The sequence below is a fragment of the Streptomyces sp. SAT1 genome (assembly GCF_001654495.1).
Taxonomy (GTDB): domain Bacteria; phylum Actinomycetota; class Actinomycetes; order Streptomycetales; family Streptomycetaceae; genus Streptomyces; species Streptomyces andamanensis.
On sequence record NZ_CP015849.1, the window covers coordinates 2,173,511 to 2,194,091 of the forward strand.

The following is a 20,581-nucleotide window of genomic DNA, read 5'->3' on the forward strand; positions in this document are numbered from 1 at the left end:
GCATGCCGCCGGGTGGGCGATCGAGGAGCGTCCGCCGCCGGACCCGGCGACCGCGGAACGCCCGCCGCCGGACCGCCGACCGCGGAACGTCTGCCGCCGGGTGGGCGATCATGGAGCGTATGACCGCCTCCGCCGCCGGTTCCCGGCCCCCGTTCACCGCGCGCGACGTCCAGCTGGTGCTGCTGCGCCGCATGGCCGACCACCAGCCGGACCTGGTGGCCGACGCGCGCCGCGAGCTGGGCGCCACGGCGGCGGAGATGCGGGAGGCGAACAAGCGGTGGCAGGCGATGGCGCACACACCGCGCGGCCACTCGGACGCCGTCTTCCGCGGCGCGCTCGGCGCGCCCGAGTCCACGGCGGCCCGCCGCGTCGGCGACGTGGAGTGCGAGGCGCGGCAGTGGCCGCTGCCGCTGTGGCCCACGCTGCGCCTGGAAGTGCTGAGCGGACCGCGCGGCCGGGTCTGGAACGCCTGGCTGGTACGGGCGCCGGGCGCCCCGGCGCCCGTCCTGCGCACGCTCGACGACCTGACCCCCTGGTCCTGCACGGTCGACGAGGCCGCCCGCGCCTTCGCCCCGGCCCGCCCCCTGGAGGGCACGGCACCCACCCGGTGGGGGCTCCTCTTCACCGCGCCCGACGCGCGGGGCGTGGCGCACGAGGTGGCCGCGGAGTTCACCTGGGGGCTGCTCCAGCGCACGCGCGTCAAGGGCGCGTAGGCACCGCGGCGGCGGCCAGGATCTCCGCGACGACCCGCTCCAGCGAGCCCGGGTGCAGCCACAGGAACAGGTTCGGCTCGACCAGTTCGAGTTCCATCACGCACGGGGCGCCGTCCGGTCCGTCCACCAGGTCCACCCGGGCGTACAGCAGCTCGGGCGCGCCGGGTACGGCGGCCAACGCGCTCTCGGCGACCGCGAGTTCGGCGGTGGTCGGGGTCCACGGCTCAAGGCCCGGGTGGGCCGTCTTCTGAGCGTCGTAGGCGGTGCCGGGCGAGAGCACGGCCCGCTTGCGGCTCGCGTGCAGCAGCCGGCCCCCGGCGTACTGGAGCGCCCGCTCCCCGCTGACGTCGATCCGCTCCAGATAGGGCTGCACCATCGCGGTCAGGCCCCCGGCGTGCAGCCGGGCCACCTGCGCGGCGGCCGTCCCGCGCTCGGCGGGCGTGTAGCGGGCGGCGAGCCGGGCGCCCGCGCCGAAGACCGGCTTGACGACGAAGTCGTGGCCGCCGGGCAGGTCCCGCGGCCCGCAGGGCTCCCCGGGCGCCACGTACCGGGTGGGCACCACCGGCACCCCGGCGGCGGCGAGGTCCCCGAGGTAGCGCTTGTCGGTGTTCCAGCGCACGACGGCGGCCGGGTTGGCGAGCCGCGTCGCCTTCGCGCAGCGCTCCGCCCAGGCGGTGAACTCCGCCGCGCGCCCGCTGTAGTCCCACGTGGACCGTATGACGACCAGGTCGTACCCGGCCCAGTCGGCGTCCGGATCGTCCCAGTGCACGGCCTCGGCGTCCGCTCCGGCCGCGCGCAGCGCCGCGACCAGCGGCCCGAGGTCGCGGTCCCGGCTCGGCGCGGCTTTGGGGTCGTAGGTGGCGAGGGCGACACGGGACACGATGGGCTCCTTCGGCGGGCACGGCACAGTACGGATCGGAGGCGGGCACGGCACAGTACGGATCGGAACGGACGGCGGACCGCCCGCACGCTAACAACCCCCGCCGCAACCGGAACACCCCTGTTGACCTTCACCTTCGGGGAAGCCCCAGCATCGGTGGCGGGAACGGAATCGAGGTCCACATGCACACGGGCACGGCCATGCTGACGATCGGCGCCTTTGCGAAGGCGTCCCGACCGCTCGCGCCCGGCGGCACGGTCGTCGTCGACGGCCTCACCCCGGCCGCCTCCTGGCCGCCCCGGCACGAGGGCGCGGTGGGCCGGGCCCGGCTGCACTGGCTGGAGCGTCCCGCGCCGCACGCCGCCGAAGTCCGGCTCGCGGCCGGCCTGAGCGCGGTCGTGGGGCGACGGCGTCCGGGGTAGGACGGTGCTGTGGGTCCCACGACCGGTCCGGCCGCCCCGGTACCGAGGGGTGGCCGGGCCCGGCGGCCGGGACACTGACCAGGTGACCGGCCGGCCCGTCCGGTGACCCAGACGAACACCACGTACACGACGTACACGACGTACACGACGTACACGACGTACACGACGAAGGAGTCCGCCGCGTGTCCTCCCTCTTTCCGGCCCTGACGGATGCCCCGGGGCCCCGGCCTGCCCTGCGGTTCGGCGACCGGGCGCTGACGTATGCGGAACTGGCGGCGGCGGCCGGTGCCGTCGGCGCGCGGGTGCGGGGCCGGGAGCGGGTCGCCGTGTGGGCGACGCCCGCGCTGGAGACGGCCGTGGCCGTGGTGGGCGCGCTGCTCGCCGGGGTGAGCGTCGTACCGCTGAACCCGAGGTCCGGCGGGAAGGAGCTGGGGCACATCCTCGCCGACAGCGCACCCTCGCTGGTGCTGGCCGCCCCCGGCGACGAACTGCCCGGCGTGCTCGCCGGATCGCACCGCGTCGACGTGGACGTACGGGAGCGGGGGCCGGTCCCGGCCGAGGACGGCCGGGCGGGCGACGAGGACCCCGCGCTGGTCGTCTACACCTCCGGCACCACAGGACCGCCCAAGGGCGCCGTCATCCCGCGCCGGGCCGTCGCCCACACCCTGGACGCGCTGGCGGACGCCTGGGCGTGGACCGCCGGGGACGTGCTGGTGCACGGGCTGCCGCTGTTCCATGTGCACGGCCTGGTCCTCGGCACGCTCGGCCCGCTGCGGCGCGGCGGCTCGGTACGGCACCTGGGCCGGTTCACGACGCAGGGCGTGGCCCGGGAGCTGTCGGACGGGGCGACGATGCTGTTCGGGGTGCCGACCATGTACCACCGGATCGCGGAGGCGCTGCCGGACTCCCCCGAGCTGGCCGGGGCGCTGGCGGGCGCCCGGCTGCTGGTCTCCGGTTCGGCCGCGCTGCCGGTGCACGACCACGAGCGGATCGCTGCGGCGACCGGCCGGCGGGTGATCGAGCGGTACGGGATGACCGAGACGCTGATGAACACGAGCGTGCGGGCGGACGGTGAGGCCCGCGCGGGCACGGTCGGGCCGCCGCTGCCCGGCGTCGGTCTGCGGCTGGTGGAGGAGGACGGGACGCCCCTGACCGCGTACGACGGCGAGAGCGTCGGCGAGATCCAGGTGCGCGGCCCGAACCTGTTCACGCAGTACCTGAACCGGCCCGACGCGACGGCCGCCGCCTTCACGGCCGACGGCTGGTTCCGCACCGGGGACATGGCGGTGCGCGACCCGGACGGCTATGTCCGGATCGTCGGCCGCAAGGCCACCGACCTGATCAAGAGCGGCGGTTACAAGATCGGCGCGGGCGAGATCGAGAACGCGCTCCTGGAGCATCCCGGTGTCCGCGAGGCCGCCGTCACCGGGGAGCCGGACGCCGACCTCGGCGAACGGATCGTCGCCTGGATCGTCCCGGCGGACCCGGCCGCCCCGCCCGGTACCGAGGAGCTGGCCGGGCACGTGGCCGGGCGGCTGGCCCCGCACAAGCGGCCCCGGGTGGTCCGGCTGCTCGACACGCTGCCCCGCAACGACATGGGCAAGATCATGAAGCGGGCGCTGCCGCAGGGCGGCCCGGCCGCGGAAGGCGGGCGCTGACCATGGCCGGCCGTCACTCCGCCCGGCAGGCGATAGCCCTGGTCACCGACGACTTCACCGAACTGCCCGACGCCCCGGCGCCGTCCGGCTCCATGGGCGCCCCGGACACCGCCGCCCCGGACACCGCCGCCCCGCACGCCGCCGCCCCGCACGCCGCCGCCCCGCGCGCCGCCGCCCCGGACAGGCCCGACGGGCCGCTCGGCTGGGAGGGCTACGACGCCTCCCGCGCCCGCGCCGCCGCACGCACCGGCGAACAGGAGTCCGTCGTGTGCGGCACCGCACGGATCGAGGGCACGCCCGCGGTGCTGATCTCCTTCGAGTTCGGCTTCCTCGGCGGCTCGCTGGGCACCCGCACCGGCGACCGCCTGGAGGCCGCGTACGCCTACGCCCGCGCGCACCGGCTGCCCGTCGTGCCGCTGGTGGCCACCGGCGGCAGCCGCATGCAGGAGGGCATGCTCGCGCTGACGCAGCTCCAGCGCGTGGCACGGCAGTCCGCGCTGACCCGCGCGGCCGGTCTCGCGCAGATCGCGGTGCTGCGCGATCCGACGACCGGCGGCGGCTGGGCCACGCTGGGCGCGGGCGCCGACGTGGTGCTGGCGCTGCCCGGCGCCCAGGTCGGCTTCGCCGGTTCCCGGGTCCGGCCGCCGGACGCCGACCCGGCGGCGTACACGGCCGAGGCGCAGGTGGCGGCGGGCTCGGCGGACGCCGTCGTACCGCCCGGGGAGCTGCGCGCGACGCTGGGCCGGTGGCTGCGGCTGCTGACCGCGCCCTCGTCCGCCCCCGCTCCCCCGCCGCGCGCACTGCCGACGGCGGCGACCGCCACGACCGCCACGACCGCCACGATTACAACGACCACTGCGGATACGGCGGCTACTGCGAGTACGACGGCTACGGCGGCCGCGACCGGGCTGCCCGGCACCGATCTGCCCGCCACCGGTCTGCCCGCCACCGGCTGGGAGGCCGTCCGGCGGGCCCGCGCCCCCGAACGCCCGCGCGCCGAACGGTATCTGGACGCCTATTTTTCCGACCGCGTGGCCCTGCGCGGCGACCGCTGCGGCGGCGGCCCCTCCCCCGAGACCGGCACCGACACCGGCACCGGCACCGACACCGACGCCGAGACCGAAACCGGCGGCCGGGGCGAAGTGGGCGGCGTGCTCTGCGGGTTCGGCACGCACCAGGGCCGTACCGTCGCCTACGCCGCCCAGACCGGCACCGCCACGCGGCCCGCCGGGTACCGCACCGCCGCCCGGCTGGTCCGGCTCGCGGACCGGCTCGGGATCCCGGTGCTGACGCTGGTGGACACCCCGGGCGCCGCCAACGACGCCGAGGCGGAGCGGCAGGGCGCGGGCGCGGCCATCGCCGACCTGTTCGGCGCGGTGGCCGCCGCCCGGACACCGGTGACCACGCTGGTGATCGGGGAGGGCGGTTCGGGCGGCGCGCTCGCGCTGGCCGCGCCGGGCAACACCTGGGCCGTGCCCGACAGTTACTTCTCGGTGATCGCCCCGGAACTGGCCGCCGCGATCCTCAAGCGCCCGCCCGAGCAGGCACCGGCCACGGCCGAGCAGTTGCGGCTGCGCCCGCAGGATCTGGTCGAACTGGGCGTGGTGCGGGGCGTGGTGGAGCCGTAGCGGGCCGTGGAGAGCCAGGAGGCCCATCAGCCGTTCGGAACATTTGAACATCCGAACATCCGAACAAGAGATCAGTTGTTCCCTGGAACAGGTGATCGTCGCAGAAGTGATCGGTACGGGGCCCGCGGGGCGGACGATACTGACGGTGCGCAAGCGACGGGCTGCAGACCGTGGTCGGCGCAGGTCCCACACGTGGCAACACAAGGAGAAGTACGATCATGAATTTCCTCACTGACGTCCTCGCCGGCCTGATCCACATCGTCGGCTGGCTGATCTGACGGCAGCGAAGCAGCACGGCGGCGCCGCCTCCCCGTCCCAGGGAGGCGGCGCCGCCCGCGTGTGCGCGCGGCGCTCAGCTCACCGCTGCCGCACCCCCACGGCCCGGACGAGCTCCTGGTGCACGGAGCCGCCCCGGTCGTCCCCCGCCGAGGCGCGCAGCGAGACGGACGCCGCGCCCCGGGGCACGCTCAGCGTGCCCTTCCAGGAGGCGTGCCCGCCGGCGAGCCGCACCTGCCGCCAGGTCGCGCCCTCGTCGTAGGAGACCTCCAGCCGGCCCCCGGAGAGGGTGCCGGTGCCGGTGGCGCCCGCCACGTACGCGGCGCTCAGGCCCACCGGGATCCGGCTGCCCGCCCGCACCGTGCCCGCGAGGTCGGTGTCGACGTCGAGGGCGAGGTTGATCAGGGGCAGGAAGCTCCAGTGGTCCTCGGGGGTGGCGGCCGAACGGAACGTCCACTCGGCGTGACCCCGCCCGGCGAGCTTCCAGCGGGCCGGGTCCAGCGCGGTGTCGGTGACGAGCTTGTACGTGTGCTCGTCGGCGGGCGCGTCCCGGACGTACGCGCTCGAACTGGTGCCGCGGTCCACCTCCTTGCCGTCCAGATAGGCCACCGTCGTCTGGGACATGCCGCTCTCCGCGCTCCACACGTCGCCGAAGCCGGTGTGGTCGGGCCCGGAGTCGCCCCAGCCGGGCGCGTTGAACTGGAGGGTGTTCCCGGCGCGCTGCTGGCCCCAGCCGAGCCCGGTGCCCAGCCACGGGTGCCAGACGGGCTTGAACCAGTCCAGCTCCCGGTGCGAGCCGCCGGTGTAGCGGACCAGGCCGCTGCGTTCCTCCAGGGTGCCCTCGCCGAGCGTCACCGACTCGTGCCAGAGCTGGCCGGGCCCGGTGGAGACGTAGTCGGTGCGGGTGGCCGGGTAGTCGGCGCTCTCGGGGAAGCCGAGGCCGATGGGGAAGGTGTCGGTGATCGAGTACCGGAACTCCCCGCCGCTCGCCGCCTGCCCGGAGTGGAACCTCACGTCCAGCGCGGCCAGTCGGCGCTTGCCGGGGGCGTAGGTCAGGTCATGGTCGGGGACCGCGCCCGGGTGGCCGTCCGAGAGGTCGTAGACGTACGGCGTGTGCGGGGTGCCGGTCATGTCGACGCGGCGGGCGGCGCGCAGCCGGGCGGCGTCGGCGGCGTTCACCGAGGCGATCAGGAGCGGCCGGTCGGCGTTGTCGTCGGTGCCCCACCACAGGCTGAGCCGGCCGGGCGCGTCGTCCGTGACGAAGAGCGCGGCGGCGCCCGCGTCCTGCGCGGCCTGGGCGAGCGCGCCGGGGTCGGTGGTGTCGGTGACGCGGGCCAGGACCGCCTTGCCGCGCACGTTCCTGCCGGTGAGGCCGCCGGTGCCGATGTCGACCAGCGGCAGCCTGCTGCGGCCCGCGGTGAGGGTGCTGCCCGCCTGGACGAGCGCGTCACCGACGCCCTTGACCGCCAGCGGGGGTGCGCCGAGCCGCCACACCGTCCGGTACTCGAAGGAGCCCTGCCGGACCTTTTCGGTCGGCGCGGCGAACACGCTGTCGTACGTCAGCGGCACCTGCACGGCGCCGAACAGGTCGGCGCCGCCCGCCTTGCGGTCGTACTCCATGAGGAGCTGGCGCCGCTCGGTGCGGCGGCCCACGTCGGCGCGGACCTCGCGCAGCCGCCGCCCGTCCAGGGTGATCTCGCGGTCCCGGTCGAGGGTGATCTCGGGGGCGGCGAGGAAGCCGAGCCCGAGGGAGTCGGCGCCGTGGCTGCCGCGCACGTCGAGGAAGGAGGACACGCTGTACGTGCCCGGGTCCAGCCGCAGCCGCAGGGTGCCCGAGTCGTCGACGTGGGCGCTGAACGGGTCGGCGCCCGCGACGAGTCGCTGCACGGCGAGGTCGGCGGCGGTGGCGGCTCCGGAGCGGTCCTTGACGTGCACGGTGAGCGTGTACCGCTCGCCTTCCTTGACCAGCCCGAACGCGGTGTGCGCGACGGCTGTGCCGGCCGCCGAGGCCACGATCTGCCCGCTCGTGTCGCCCACCAGGGCCTTGGCGCCGTCGCCGGTGACCGTGGTGGAGGCGGTGTCGTGCGCGGGCACGGTGAGCTGCCGGTCGGCGAGGGCGGCCACGCCGTCGGGGGCGCCCCGTACGGCCAGGGTCAGCTCGACGGGCCGGTCACCGGAGTTGGTGTAGGTGAGGGTGCGGGTGACCGGCTTGTTCCCGTCGTAGGGCCAGCCGTAGAAGCCGAGGTCGGCGCTGCCGGTGGCGGTGACCTGGGCGGCCACCGCGTCCGGCACGCTCACCCGGCCCGCGCCCAGCACATAGGCGGAGGCGTCGAGCTGCTTCGACGTCGACATCAGCGCGTCCTTGAGCCGGACCGCGCCCCAGTCCGGGTGCTCCTGGGCGAGCAGGGCGGCGACCCCGGCGACATGGGGCGTCGCCATGGACGTACCGCTCATGGTCGTGTAGTCGCCGCTGCCCTCGGTGAGCCGGGAGCGGGCGGCGAGGATGTCGACGCCGGGGGCAGCGAGGTCGGGCTTGAGGGCGTTGTCGCCCAGGCGCGGTCCCGCGCTGGTGAAGTAGGCGGCCCGGTCGGCGGAGTCGACCGCGGAGACGGTCAGGGCCGCGTCGGCGGCGCCGGGCGAGCCGATGGAGGAGGGCGCGCCGGTGTTCCCGGCGGCGATCACGAAGAGCGCGCCGGTCTCGGCCGAGAGGGTGTCGACGGCCTGCGCCATGGGGTCGGTGCCGTCGCTGGCCTCGGTGGAGCCCAGCGACATGGACACGATCCGCGCGTGCACGTCCCGCGCGGCCCACTCCATCCCGGCGATGATCTGCGACTCGCTGCCCGTGCCCTGGTCGTCGAGCACCTTGCCGACGGCGAGCACGGCGTCGGGGGCGACGCCCTTCTCCCTGCCGTCGGAGGCGGCGCCGCTGCCGCCCACGGTGGAGGTGACGTGGGTGCCGTGGCCGTTGCGGTCGGCGACCTCCTCGCCCGGGATGAAGCTCTTGGTCCGCGCGACGCGGCCGGCCAGGTCGGGGTGGGTGGTGTCGACGCCGGTGTCCAGGACGGCGACGGTGACGCCCTTGCCGGTCAGCCCGGCCTCCCACGCCTCCGGGGTGCCGATCTGGGCGTTGGACTCGGCCATGTCGGCGCGGACCCGGCCGTCGAGCCAGACCTTGTCGACGCCGTCCGGCGAAAGGGTGCGCGCGCCGTCCGGCGAAAGGGTGCGCGTGCCGCCGGGCCGGGTGAACTCCCGCCAGAACGCACGCCCCTTGCCCGCCTCGACGGCGGCGCCGTGCACGCTGGCGAGGTCCCGGGTCCGCGCGGCGCCGCGCGGGGTGCGCACCGCGCGGTCCTTGCCGTAGGTCACGATCAGCGGCAGTTCTCCGGTGCGGGTGTCGGCGAGTCCCTGCCGCAGCAGCTCGCTGACGTCGAACAGCCGCGGGTCGAGCCGGCCCGCGCGCAGATACGGCCGGGCCTCGTCCGGTACGACGGTGACGGTGCCGTCGGCCACGGTGGTGCGGACGGCCCCGGTGGCGTCCGCCGGCCGCCGCACCGTGACGGTGCTCCTCCCGCCGCCGAGCGGGGTGACGGTGACCCGGTCGCCGGTGACGAGGGTGACGGTGCGGGGGCCGTCCGCCGGTCTCCCGGCCGCCGCGGCGGCCCGGGGCGCGCTGGTCGTGGGGGTGGTGGATCCGGTGTCGTGGGCGGCCGCCTGTCCGGCGGCGGCCTGCCCGGCGGGCAGCAGGGCGATCACGAGCCCGGCCGACAGGAGGGTCGCTCTCCGTCTGCCTGGTCCTCTGCTCATCCGTGCCTCTCTTCCTCGCAAGCGGCGGTCCGCTTCGTCGAGTGCTGCGTCGAATGCTGCGTCGAGTGCTGCGTCGGTGCTGGGAAGAGTGTCAGGAGACTTGTGTGGCAAGGGAGTTGACGAGCGGTGGCGGATGGTCGCCGTGGCAGGTTCCCGCCAGGACAAGGCGGTCCACTGTGCGCATACCTGGTACTTGTTCAGCAGGCGGCCAGGAAAAGCACTCGTCCAGCGGCCCCCCGCCCGGCCCCCTTGAACAGGCGCCCGCTCCCCCGTCCCGCACACGATGCACAGGAGGCCGCCGCCCGGCGACCGCCACGGTCCGCGCTCTCGGGAGGATCCGTCATGTCCGCCAGTCTGGAGCAGTTGCGCCGCTGTCATCTCGCCGTCGACCTGGGAGCGGCCCGGACCCGTGTGTACGTCAAGGGCGCGGGACTCGTCGTCGACCAGCCCTCGGTCGCCGCCGTCAACACCCGTACCGGCGCGCTGATCGCGGTCGGCGAGTTCGCGGAGAAGATGACCGGCCGCACCCCCGACTACATCCGCGTGGTCCGCCCGGTCTCCGGCGGCACCGTCATCGACATCGAGATGGCCCAGCGCATGCTGCGGCATCTGCTCGGCGACAAGATGCGCCGCTCGCTGCGCCGCAAGGCCCGGCTGCGGGCGGCGGCCTGCACCCCGCACGACGCCGATCCGCTGGCCCAGCGCGCCACCGTCGAGACCCTGGTCGGACTCGGCGCCCGCCGGGTGGAGCTGGTCGACACGCTCATCGCCGCCGCCGTGGGCTGCGGACTGCCCGTGGAACGCGCCGAGGCCACCATGATCATGGTGTGCGGCGCCGCGGCGACCCAGGTGGCCGTCCTCTCCCTCGGCTCGATCGTCGCCGCCGTACGAATGCCGGTGGGCGGCGAGGCCGTCGACCACGCGATCGTCCAGCACCTGCGCCAGGAACACGCGTTGGTGCTGCCCAGCCAGTCGGTGCGCCCGCTGCAACTGGCCCTGCACGACAACGGCCTCACGGCGCACGGCCCGGCGGCCACCGAGATCCACGGCCGGGACGTGGCCACCGGGCTCGCCCGCTCCGTCCTGGTGGACACCGCCGCCGTGCGAGAAGCCATCCAGGCCCCGCTGACCGCCGTGCTCGACGGCATCTACACGGTGCTGCGGGAGTGCCCGCCCGACCTGGTCGCCGACCTCGTGGACCGGGGCATCATGATGGTCGGCGGCTCCGCGCTGCTGCCGGGCCTCGACCAGATGCTGCGCCGGGCCACGGGCATGCCGGTGCACATCGCCGACCGCCCCGACGTGTGCGCGGTGCAGGGCCTGGGCGAGATGCTGGAGGGCCGGATCGAACCGCTGGTACTGGACCCGATCGGGGCGTAGCCGCCGACGACGGCGCCCCGGCGACGGCGGCGTCCCGGAACCGCCCCGCGTCCCGGACCTCGCACAGCACCCGCCCGTCCGCCGCCCACACCCGTACCTCGCCCGAACCGCCGCCGTGCACCTCACTGTTGGCGGTCAGCTCGGCGGCGACCGGCACCCGGTCCTCCAGCCGTCGCCCGGCAGGACCGAGCAGCGCGCCAAGGCGCACGGCGTCGTACGGGCACAGGACCGTCACCTCGCGACCCCGAAACGCCAGCTTGATCAGCGCCTCGTGCTGAATGCGGAGGGCAGGGCGCTGGAAGGGCTCCGGCCGTGCGGACCCCCCGGCCCCGGCCCCGGCGAAGGCAATACCGGCACCCCGCTGCCCGGCACCCCACGCTGCCCGGCACCCCACCGGCCCGACCGAACCGGCCCGCGCACCGCCCGCCAGGTGTACGCGGCGGAGCACAGGGCAGGCGCAGAACAGACCACCGGGCCCCGGCTCCCGAAAAGCCACGGAGAACCGGAGCACCGGAGGACTGGAGGACTGGAACACCGGAGGACTGGAGCACCGGAGCACCGGGAGACCGGGAAGGCAGGGGGGCGACGAGACGAGCGGGACGACGGGCGGGACAGGGCGGGACATGACCTCAGGGACACCACCTCCACCTCTCGCGCGGCGGCTGGACGCGCCGGCCGCTCCGCTGGCCATCGCCGCGCACGTCCGCCCGGACGGCCGGGCCCGGCTCGCCCCGAGCGGAGAGCTGGTGCACGGCTGCGCGGACACGCTGGCCAAGGCGCTCGCCGAACTGCCGCCCCGAACCTGCCGGATCGACCTGGACATGGCCGGGGTGACGTTCATGGACTCGGCGGGTCTCGGCTTCCTGGAGGCGCTCGACGCGCACGGCCGCTGCCATCTCGTCCCCGTCACGGCCACCGGCTGGACGGGGCAGCCGCGCCGCGTCCTGGAACTGGCCGGCCTGGACACCGCCGACCCGCTGAACCCGTCCCCGGAGGATCCCGCGCCCCCCGCACCGGCCGCCCCCGCCCCCGCCTCGGCGGTGGCCGTGGAGCGCGGGGAGCGGCTGCTCCAACTCCAGCGGGAGGTCGAGCAGCTGCGCCGGGCCATCGACTCCCGCCCGGTCATCGACCAGGCCCGCGGCATCCTGATGGCCGCCCACGCCTGCACCCCGCAGCAGGCCTGGGACATCCTCCGCGAGGCGTCCCAGCGCTCCAACACCAAGCTGCGGACCGTGGCCTCCGCCGTCACCGCGGGCGCCCTGCCGGACGGGCCCCCGCCCCCGGAGGAGATCCGCGCGGCCCTGCGCGCCGCGCTGGCCCGGACGACCGCGTGCGGAGGAGGGAACGACGGGTACCCGGACCCCGAGTGACCACCCCAGGTCCGCAGGAGCCACCATGAACATGCGAGAGCACACCCCCTCCCAGGCCGAGGGCGAACGCGACGACACCCCCACCCGCCGCACGGCCGACACCCCGGAACCGCCCTACCCGACCCCTTCCCAGGCCGAGGGCGACCGCGACGACCTCCCGGAGACGTCGGACGCGGCGGACGGCACCTGAGACCGGTCCGGCGCGGGATCCGGGGCCGGGCCTACGGGGACACCCCGGTGCCCGCCGCCGGGACGCCGCGCCGCGCTCGTTGCAGGGCCGTCAGCCTGTACACGTACAGCGCGGCCGCGACAGCCGTGGGGACCACGAGGAGCCGGAGGACCACGGCTGTCCAGCCCGTTGTGTTGAGGGCGTAGTCGCCGTGCGGCCGGTCGGCCCAGTCGGCGTGGTTGATCCTGGCCCAGTGGCACGTCCTCCAGAACTCCGGCCAGGTGACCAGGGTGAGCAGCCAGAGACTCCACCAGAGGTCGAGCCTGGCGGCGGGAGCCATGGCCCCGGCCCGGCCGGGCGGGCTGGAGGCGTGCCAGACGTCGTTGGCGATCTGCTTGGGCAGGTAGAGGTTGCCGACCGGGACGAACCAGGCGAGGACGGCCATGCGAGGGTGGTGGCGCAGCCGCCCGGGGGCGAAGTGCTCGGCGGCGGCGCGTGCTTGGGTGAACCAGAGCAGCCAGCACACGACCAGCACCGCTCCCGAGCCGATCTGGAGTTTCCCCCAGAGGTCGGAGGCGGACCCGCCGTCCCAGTACTGGTAGGCCGCGTTGCCGTGCAGGGTGCTCGCCAGATAGAGCTGCCGGCCGGCCGTGCCCAGGGCCACCGCGGTGAACAGGGTGAGCGCCGCGTACACGGCGATGGTGGCAGGCTCCGGCCGGTCCGCCCCCTCGCGTTCTTCGGCCAGGGTGCGCCGCGCCTCTCCGTCGTCCGGCGCCGCGGCGGGCTGCCGCTGCCATGCGTCCGGGGCGGTGAGCGGTCGGGTCGGTCCGGTCGGGGCGGCGTCCGGCGGCGGACCCGCCGGAGCGGGCATGGTCCCGGCAACCGCCCGGGTGTGCGGGTCCTCGTGGGCGAGCAGCCGGGCCGCGTCCTGTCCGAGCCGGGCCAGGACGGCGGCCGGCAGCCACGGTCCGCGGTGCCGGTACCGGGTCTCCTCCCGGGCCCGGAGCGTGTCGAGGGACGGCCGGGCGCCCGGGTCCTTGGCCAGGCAGTCCCGGACGAGGGGCAGGAGCGGCCCGGGGACGCCCGTGAGGTCCGGTTCCTCGTGCACCACGCGGTACATGACGGCGTGGGCCTGCCCCTGGGACGCCTCGAAGGCCAGGCGCCCGGCGGCGGCGAAGGCGAGCACGGCGCCGAGCGAGAAGATGTCGCAGGCCGGGGTGAGACGCTCACCGCGGATGTGTTCGGGGGCCATGAACCCGGGGGTGCCCACGACCGATCCGGTGGCGGTCAGACCGCCACCGGTCGGATCGTCCAGCGCGCGGACGATACCGAAGTCGATCACCTTCGGACCATCGACGGTGATCATGATGTTCGACGGCTTCAGATCCCGGTGGACGAGCCCGGCGGCGTGGATGTCGGCGAGGGCGCCGCACAGTCCGGACGCCAGGCCGCGCACGGACTGCTCCGGCAGCGGACCGTGCCGGCCCACCACGTCGGCGAGGGTGGGTCCGGGGATGTAGGCGGTGGCGACCCAGGGCCGTTCGGCGTGCGGGTCGGCGTCCAGTACGGCGGCCGTCCAGTCCCCGCCGACCTGCCGGGCCACGGCGATCTCGTGGGCGAACCGGGTCCGGAAGTCCGCAACCGCCGCCAGTTCGGCGCGGATCGACTTCACCGCCACCATCCGGCCCCGCGCCGACCGGGCGAGGTACACCACGCCCATACCGCCCTCGCCGAGCCGGCCCAGCAGCCGGTAGTCCGCGATCCGCTCCGGATCGTGTTCCCGCAGCGCCAGCACAGCAGACCGTCCTCCCCTCACCACCGCGCCGCACGGCGCGTGGACGACCAGTCAGGTCAGTGAAGAGACGCCCGGGGAGAACCGATGGTTTCGCCGCGCGGCGCGGCGCGTCGGGCGAGCGGCGGACGGACAGGCGGTCTTGGACCACTCGGGGGACCCAGCGGCGTGGCAGGTTCCCCGCGCTCCACCGCAGATGAGAACGTTCCTGCGGCGGAGCGCCCGGAGTGGGGCGGGTGGGACTCGAACCCACGGCCGACGGATTATGAGTCCGCTGCTCTAACCGGCTGAGCTACCGCCCCGTCCGGCGCGTCGCGTACACGTGTGCGCGCCGTCTGCCGCAGCATAGCCGCTCATACGATCTCCTGCTTCGCCGTGGTCGGCTCGCCGCGGTCTTCCTGACCTTGAGGACTCCTGCGAGGTCACGGCGGTTCCCCCGAACATGGATCCGGTGGGTACCCGGGTGCGGGGCCGGACATGAAAAAGGACCCCGGAGGGTCCTCGTTCAGCATGCTCCCCCGACTGGACTCGAACCAGTAACCTGCCGGTTAACAGCCGGCTGCTCTGCCAATTGAGCTACGGAGGACCGAGCTCCCCCGACTGGACTCGAACCAGTAACCTGCCGGTTAACAGCCGGCTGCTCTGCCAATTGAGCTACGGAGGAATGCCTCGTCGCATCGAACGCGTCTTCCGGGGTAGTCCCCGGTGAGCGCGCGCTCGCTGCGACACATACATTAGCGCAAGCAGGGGGGTGCTCCGCCAATCGGTTCCCCCGGGCTCCGACGTCGAGGCAAGGAAGGGTGGCCACCATGCGCTACCGGCTCGTGTTCATCGCAGGGCTGGCTCTGGGTTACGTACTGGGCACCAAGGCGGGACGTGAGCGCTACGAGCAGCTCCGCAAGTCCGCCCGCCAGGTGGCGCAGAACCCCGCCGTGCGCAACACCGCGGAGACGGCGGCCCAGCAGGGGCGGCAGTTCGCGGGCAAGGCGTACCACGCGGTCAGCGACCGGGTCGGCGACCATGTCCCGGACTCGGTGGCGCAGCGGGTCCGCTCCCTGCGCGAGCGGGCCGGGGGCAACGGCGCGGACGACTGGGGCACCAGCAACACCTGAACCGGGGGAACCATCCGGCCCCCGCCCCACACGGGTGCCGGGATGCGGCAGAATTTTCCGCATGGGGATAGTCGCCGGGTTGGACAGCTCACCTGATTTCACTCGCATCGTGGTCTGCGACACGGACACGGGGGCCGTGCTCCGGCAGGGCTACGCACCGCATCCGGTGGAGAGCCCCGAGGGGGGCGGCCGTCCGGCGGACGTGGATCCGCAGGCCTGGCTGCTCTCGCTCGGGGAGGCCGCGGGCGGCGGACTGCTGGAGGGCGTGCAGGCGATCGGCGTCTCCGCCCAGCAGAACGCGCTGGTGCCACTGGACGGCCAGGGCGCCACCGTGCGCCCGGCGCTGGTCGGCGGCGACCGGCGGGCCCAGGCCGCCGCGGCGGACCTCGTCGACTCCTTCGGCGGCCGGGAGGCGTGGGCGCAGGCGGTCGGCTCCGTGCCGCAGGCCGCCCAGCCGGTCACCAAGCTGCGCTGGCTCGCGAAGAACGAGCCGGAGGCGGCCGGCCGCACGGCCGTGCTGATGCAGGCGCACGACTGGCTGGTGTGGCAGTTGCTGGGCCGCCCGGCGCGACGGACCACCGACCGCGGCGGCGCCTCCGGCACCGGCTACTGGTCGGCGGCCACCGGCGCCTACCGGCCCGACCTGGTCGAGCTGGCGCTCGGCCACCAGGCGGTGCTGCCCGAGGTGATCGGCCCCGCCGAGGCGGCCGGTACGACTCCGGAGGGGCTGCTGATCTCGGCCGGCACCGGGGAGACCATGGCCGCCGCCTTCGGCCTGGGCCTCGGGCGGGGGGACGCGGTGGTGTCGCTGGGCGCCTCCGGGTCGGTGATGGCCGTGCACCCCGAGGCGCTGGTGGACCAGAGCGGGATGATCACCTCGCTCGCCGACGCCACCGGCATGCATCTGCCGGTGGTGACCACGCTGAACGCCGTACGGACGCTGCGCGGCACCGCGGAGCTGCTGGGCCTGCCGGATCTGGAGGCCCTGTCCGAGCTGGCGACGAAGTCGACGCCGGGCTCGCACGGGCTGGTGCTGCTGCCGTATCTGGAAGGTGAGCGGACCCCCGCGCTGCCGCACACCGCCGGGACGCTGTCGGGTCTGCGGCGGGAGTCGATGAAGCCCGAGCACCTGGCGCGGGCCGCCTTCGAGGGCATGCTGTGCGGGCTCGTGGACGCGCTGGACGTGCTGCGCGGCCGGGGCGTGGAGGTGCGGCGCGTCTTCCTGCTCGGGCCGGCCGCCGAGCTGCCCGCGGTGCAGGCCGCGGCGCCCGCGCTGTTCGGCGCGCAGGTCGTCGTGCCGCAGCCCGCCGACTACGCGGCGATCGGCGCCGCCCGGCAGGCCGCGTGGGCGCTCGGCGTCTCGCAGGGCACCCTCGACCCGCGCGATCCGCCCGCCTGGCAGGGCGCGGCGGCCCAGGTGCTGGAGCCGGGCGAGGACCTGGCGGTGGGCCAGGCGGTGCGCCAGCAGTACACGGCGGTGCGCGAACAGACCCATCCGGGTGCGTTCGGCGCGTAGTGCGCGGTGCGCCGCGTACGGGACACGCGTACGGGGCGCGCGGGGCGGCCGGGGTGTCCGGCCGCCGCGCGCTCCGATCGGGTTAATCAGTTGAGGTAACACGGGCGGAGTGTCCGACGATAGGTGCCAGGGGACATCGACCGCCCCCACCGCCGACTCCGAGAGACCCAGCGTGCTCATACGACTTCTGCGGACCTATCTCAGGCCCTACAGGAAACCCATCGCTCTTCTGGTGCTGCTTCAGTTCCTCCAGACCTGCGCCACCCTCTACCTGCCCACGCTGAACGCCCACATCATCGACAAGGGCGTGGTGAAAGGTGACACGGATTACATCCTGACGTTCGGCGCCGTGATGATCGCCATCTCGCTGGCGCAGGTGGGATGCAACATCGGTGCCGTGTACTACGGCGCCAGGACCGCCTCCTCGCTCGGCCGGGACGTGCGGGCCGCCGTCTTCGACCGGGTGCAGTCCTTCTCGGCGCGCGAGGTCGGCCAGTTCGGCGCGCCCTCGCTCATCACGCGTACGACCAATGACGTCCAGCAGGTACAGATGCTGGCCCTGATGACGTTCACCCTGATGGTGTCGGCGCCCATCATGTGCGTGGGTGGTGTCGTGCTGGCCCTCGGCCTGGACGTGCCGCTGTCGGGCGTCCTGGTCGCCGTCGTACCGGTGCTGGGCATCTCCGTGACGCTGATCGTGCGCCGGCTGCGCCCGCTGTTCCGGTCCATGCAGACCCGCCTGGACACGGTGAACCGGGTGCTGCGCGAGCAGATCAGCGGCAACCGCGTCATCCGCGCCTTCGTCCGCGACACCTACGAGAACGACCGCTTCCGCGCGGCCAACGGCGAGCTGACCGAGATGTCCCTGGCCACCGGCCGGATGCTCTCGCTGATGTTCCCGATCGTGATGACGGTGGTCAATCTGTCGTCCATCGCGGTGGTGTGGTTCGGCGCCCACCGCATCGACAGCGGCGGCATGATGATCGGCGACCTCACCGCGTTCCTCGCCTATCTGATGCAGATCGTGATGTCCGTGATGATGGCCACCTTCATGTTCATGATGGTGCCGCGCGCGGAGGTCTGCGCCGAGCGCATCCAGGAGGTCATGGACACCGAGTCCAGCGTCGTCCCGCCCCTGGCGCCGGTGCGCGAGCTGCGCAGCCACGGCCATCTGGAGCTGCGCGGGGCGGGCTTCCGCTACCCGGGCGCCGAGGAGCCGGTGCTGAAGGCCGTGGACCTGACCGCCCGGCCCGGCGAGGTGACCGCCGTGATCGGCTCGACCGGCAGCGGCAAGTCCACCCTGCTGGGCCTGGTGGCGCGGCTGTTCGACGCGACCGACGGCGAGGTCCTGGTCGACGGCGCCGACGTGCGCACCCTGGACGCCAAGCTGCTGGCGCGGACCGTCGGCATGGTGCCGCAGAAGCCGTACCTGTTCGCGGGCACGGTCGCCACCAACCTTCGCTACGGCAATCCGGACGCCACCGACGAGGAGCTGTGGCAGGCGCTGGAGGTGGCGCAGGCCAAGGACTTCGTCAGCAGGCTGGAGGGCGGTCTGGACGCGCCGATCTCGCAGGGCGGCACCAATGTGTCCGGCGGCCAGCGCCAGCGCCTGGCCATCGCCCGCACCCTGGTGCAGCGCCCGGAGATCTACCTCTTCGACGACTCCTTCTCCGCCCTCGACTACGCCACCGACGCGGCCCTGCGCGCCGCGCTCACCCGGGAGACGGCCGAGGCGACCGTCGTCATCGTCGCCCAGCGGGTGGCGACCATCCGGGACGCCGACCGGATCATCGTCCTGGACGAGGGACGGGTCGTCGGCACCGGCCGCCATCACGAACTGATGGCGGGCAACGAGACGTACCGGGAGATCGTGCTCTCCCAGCTGACGGAAGCGGAGGCCGCCTGATGGCAGGGCCGATGGGGCGGATGATGGCCGGGGGCTCCCCGGACAGCCGCTCGATGGACTTCAAGAAGTCGGGCAAGCGGCTCATCGCCCAGTTCCGACCCGAACGGGCCACGATCTGCATCCTGCTGGCGTGCGTGGTGGTGAGCGTCACCCTCAGCGTGATCGGGCCGAAGATCCTCGGCAAGGCCACCGACCTGGTCTTCGCGGGCATCATCGGCCGGCAGTTCCCGGCCGGGATGTCCAAGGACGAGACCCTGGCCTCGCTGCGCGCGCACGGCCAGGGCTCGGTCGCCGACATGCTCCGGAGCACGGACTTCACGCCCGGACAGGGCATCGACTTCGGTGCCGTCGGCGAGGTGCTGCTGTTCGCGCTGGGCACGTTCCTGGTGGCCGGGCTGCTGATGGCGGTGGCGACCCGGCTGGTGAACCGGTCGGTCAACCGGACCATGTTCCGGATGCGCGAGGACGTGCAGACCAAGCTGTCGCGGCTGCCGCTGTCCTACTTCGACAAGCGCCAGCGCGGCGAGGTGCTCTCCCGCGCCACCAACGACATCGACAACATCGGGCAGACCCTGAACCAGTCGATGGGCCAGCTCATCAACTCGCTGCTGACCATCGTCGGCGTGCTCATCGTGATGTTCTGGGTCTCCTGGCTGCTGGCGCTGGTCGCGCTGGTGACCGTGCCGCTGTCGTTCGTCGTGGCCACCCGCGTGGGCAAGCGCTCCCAGCCGCACTTCGTGCAGCAGTGGCGCTCCACCGGCAAGCTGAACGCGCACATCGAGGAGATGTACACCGGGCACGCCCTGGTGAAGGTGTTCGGCCGCCAGGAGGAGTCGGCGCGGCAGTTCGCCGAGCAGAACGAGGCGCTGTACGAGGCCGGGTTCAAGGCGCAGTTCAACAGCGGTGTCATGCAGCCGCTGATGATGTTCGTGTCCAATCTGAACTATGTGCTGGTCGCGGTCGTCGGCGGGCTGCGGGTCGCCTCGGGCACGCTGTCCATCGGTGATGTGCAGGCGTTCATCCAGTACTCGCGGCAGTTCTCGATGCCGCTGACCCAGGTCGCGTCGATGGCGAACCTGGTGCAGTCGGGCGTCGCCTCGGCCGAGCGGGTCTTCGAACTGCTGGACGCCGAGGAGCAGGAGGCCGACCCGGTGCCGGGCGTGCGGCCCGAGGAGCTGCGCGGGCGGGTCGCGCTGGAGCACGTGTCCTTCCGCTACGAGCCGGACAAGCCGCTGATCGAGGACCTGTCCCTGACGGTCGAGCCGGGCCACACGGTCGCGATCGTCGGCCCGACCGGCGCGGGCAAGACCACCCTGGTCAACCTCCTGATGCGGTTCTACGACGTCACCGGCGGACGGATCACCCTGGACGGGGTGGACATCGCCCGGATGTCGCGCGACGAACTGCGCTCCGCCATCGGCATGGTGCTCCAGGACACCTGGCTGTTCGGCGGCACCATCGCGGAGAACATCGCCTACGGCGCCTGCCGCGAGGTGACGCGCGGCGAGATCGAGGAGGCGGCGCGGGCCGCGCACGCGGACCGGTTCGTGCGGACCCTGCCCGACGGCTACGACACCGTGATCGACGACGAGGGCAGCGGGGTCAGCGCCGGTGAGAAGCAGCTCATCACCATCGCGCGGGCCTTCCTGTCCGACCCGGTGATCCTCGTGCTGGACGAGGCGACCAGCTCGGTCGACACCCGTACCGAGGTGCTGATCCAGAAGGCGATGGCCAAACTCCAGCACGGCAGGACGTCGTTCGTCATCGCGCACCGGCTCTCCACCATCCGGGACGCGGACACCATCCTGGTGATGGAGAACGGCTCCATCGTCGAACAGGGCGCGCACGACGAGCTGCTGTCGGCCGACGGCGCCTACGCCCGCCTGTACAAGGCGCAGTTCGCGCAGGCGGTCGCGGAGGTCGACTGAACGCAGACCGGTCCGGCCGGTACACGG

Annotated in this window: 14 protein-coding genes and 3 tRNA genes; 11 read left to right on the top strand and 6 right to left on the bottom strand. The window is 74.0% G+C overall.

The window, feature by feature from the left end:
- Positions 1-119: 119 nt before the first annotated feature.
- A complete protein-coding gene (locus tag A8713_RS09490; RefSeq protein ID WP_064533023.1) occupies positions 120-713 on the top strand; it encodes a hypothetical protein in 594 nt (197 codons plus the stop codon).
- On the opposite strand, the gene A8713_RS09495 is transcribed toward A8713_RS09490, so the two are convergent.
- On the bottom strand, positions 700-1,593 hold the full coding sequence (locus tag A8713_RS09495) for an ATP-grasp domain-containing protein (RefSeq protein ID WP_064533024.1): 894 nt from the start codon (positions 1,591-1,593) through the stop codon (positions 700-702). The two genes, A8713_RS09490 and A8713_RS09495, sit on opposite strands and share 14 nt — an antisense overlap.
- Positions 1,594-1,775: 182 nt before the next feature.
- On the opposite strand from A8713_RS09495, the gene A8713_RS09500 reads away from it, so the two are divergent.
- The 3 genes from A8713_RS09500 (at position 1,776) to A8713_RS09510 (ending at position 5,301) form a co-directional block, all read left to right on the top strand.
- The gene (locus tag A8713_RS09500) at positions 1,776-2,015 is read left to right on the top strand and encodes a hypothetical protein (protein ID WP_064533025.1); all 240 of its coding nucleotides are present in this window, start codon (positions 1,776-1,778) and stop codon (positions 2,013-2,015) included.
- A gap of 182 nt (positions 2,016-2,197) precedes the next feature.
- On the top strand, positions 2,198-3,673 hold the full coding sequence (locus tag A8713_RS09505) for an acyl-CoA synthetase (protein WP_064533026.1): 1,476 nt from the start codon (positions 2,198-2,200) through the stop codon (positions 3,671-3,673).
- Between the two features lie 2 nt (positions 3,674-3,675).
- Positions 3,676-5,301 (top strand): carboxyl transferase domain-containing protein, encoded by a 1,626-nt coding sequence (locus tag A8713_RS09510; protein WP_064533027.1) that lies wholly within the window; start codon positions 3,676-3,678, stop codon positions 5,299-5,301.
- A gap of 357 nt (positions 5,302-5,658) precedes the next feature.
- Here the strand turns inward: A8713_RS09510 and A8713_RS09515 are convergent, their stop codons facing one another.
- Entirely contained in the window at positions 5,659-9,381 is a 3,723-nt protein-coding gene (locus tag A8713_RS09515) for a S8 family serine peptidase (RefSeq protein WP_064533028.1), read from the bottom strand.
- A 342-nt stretch (positions 9,382-9,723) separates the two neighbouring features.
- Here A8713_RS09515 and A8713_RS09520 point away from each other — a divergent pair, with 342 nt between their 5' ends.
- The 3 genes from A8713_RS09520 (at position 9,724) to A8713_RS33780 (ending at position 12,321) form a co-directional block, all read left to right on the top strand.
- Complete coding sequence (locus tag A8713_RS09520; RefSeq protein ID WP_064533029.1) at positions 9,724-10,761, top strand: rod shape-determining protein; 1,038 nt, start codon at positions 9,724-9,726, stop codon at positions 10,759-10,761.
- Positions 10,762-11,384: 623 nt separating this feature from the next.
- Entirely contained in the window at positions 11,385-12,131 is a 747-nt protein-coding gene (locus A8713_RS09525; protein ID WP_064533030.1) for an ANTAR domain-containing response regulator, read from the top strand.
- Between the two features lie 25 nt (positions 12,132-12,156).
- Positions 12,157-12,321: a hypothetical protein gene (locus A8713_RS33780; RefSeq protein ID WP_173860782.1), complete on the top strand. Its 165-nt coding sequence runs from the start codon at positions 12,157-12,159 to the stop codon at positions 12,319-12,321.
- Between the two features lie 31 nt (positions 12,322-12,352).
- On the opposite strand, the gene A8713_RS09530 is transcribed toward A8713_RS33780, so the two are convergent.
- The 4 genes from A8713_RS09530 to A8713_RS09545 form a co-directional block, all read right to left on the bottom strand.
- Entirely contained in the window at positions 12,353-14,095 is a 1,743-nt protein-coding gene (locus tag A8713_RS09530) for a protein kinase domain-containing protein (protein WP_064533031.1), read from the bottom strand.
- A gap of 225 nt (positions 14,096-14,320) precedes the next feature.
- Positions 14,321-14,394, bottom strand: a tRNA-Ile gene (locus A8713_RS09535).
- Positions 14,395-14,605: 211 nt separating this feature from the next.
- Positions 14,606-14,678: transfer RNA gene (locus tag A8713_RS09540), tRNA-Asn, on the bottom strand.
- Positions 14,679-14,683: 5 nt separating this feature from the next.
- A tRNA-Asn gene (locus A8713_RS09545) sits at positions 14,684-14,756 on the bottom strand.
- A 145-nt stretch (positions 14,757-14,901) separates the two neighbouring features.
- Between A8713_RS09545 and A8713_RS09550 the strand changes: the two genes are divergently transcribed.
- The 4 genes from A8713_RS09550 (at position 14,902) to A8713_RS09565 (ending at position 20,554) form a co-directional block, all read left to right on the top strand.
- Positions 14,902-15,204, top strand: a complete 303-nt coding sequence (locus tag A8713_RS09550) for a hypothetical protein (protein WP_018570679.1) — start codon at positions 14,902-14,904, stop codon at positions 15,202-15,204.
- Positions 15,205-15,265: 61 nt separating this feature from the next.
- On the top strand, positions 15,266-16,720 hold the full coding sequence (locus A8713_RS09555) for a xylulokinase (protein WP_064533032.1): 1,455 nt from the start codon (positions 15,266-15,268) through the stop codon (positions 16,718-16,720).
- Between the two features lie 172 nt (positions 16,721-16,892).
- Positions 16,893-18,626 carry an ABC transporter ATP-binding protein gene (locus A8713_RS09560; protein WP_064533033.1) on the top strand — a complete coding sequence of 578 codons (1,734 nt, stop codon included), beginning with the start codon at positions 16,893-16,895 and terminating at the stop codon, positions 18,624-18,626.
- Positions 18,626-20,554: an ABC transporter ATP-binding protein gene (locus A8713_RS09565; protein ID WP_064533034.1), complete on the top strand. Its 1,929-nt coding sequence runs from the start codon at positions 18,626-18,628 to the stop codon at positions 20,552-20,554. The genes A8713_RS09560 and A8713_RS09565 overlap by 1 nt, the downstream gene beginning before the upstream one ends.
- Positions 20,555-20,581: the final 27 nt, after the last annotated feature.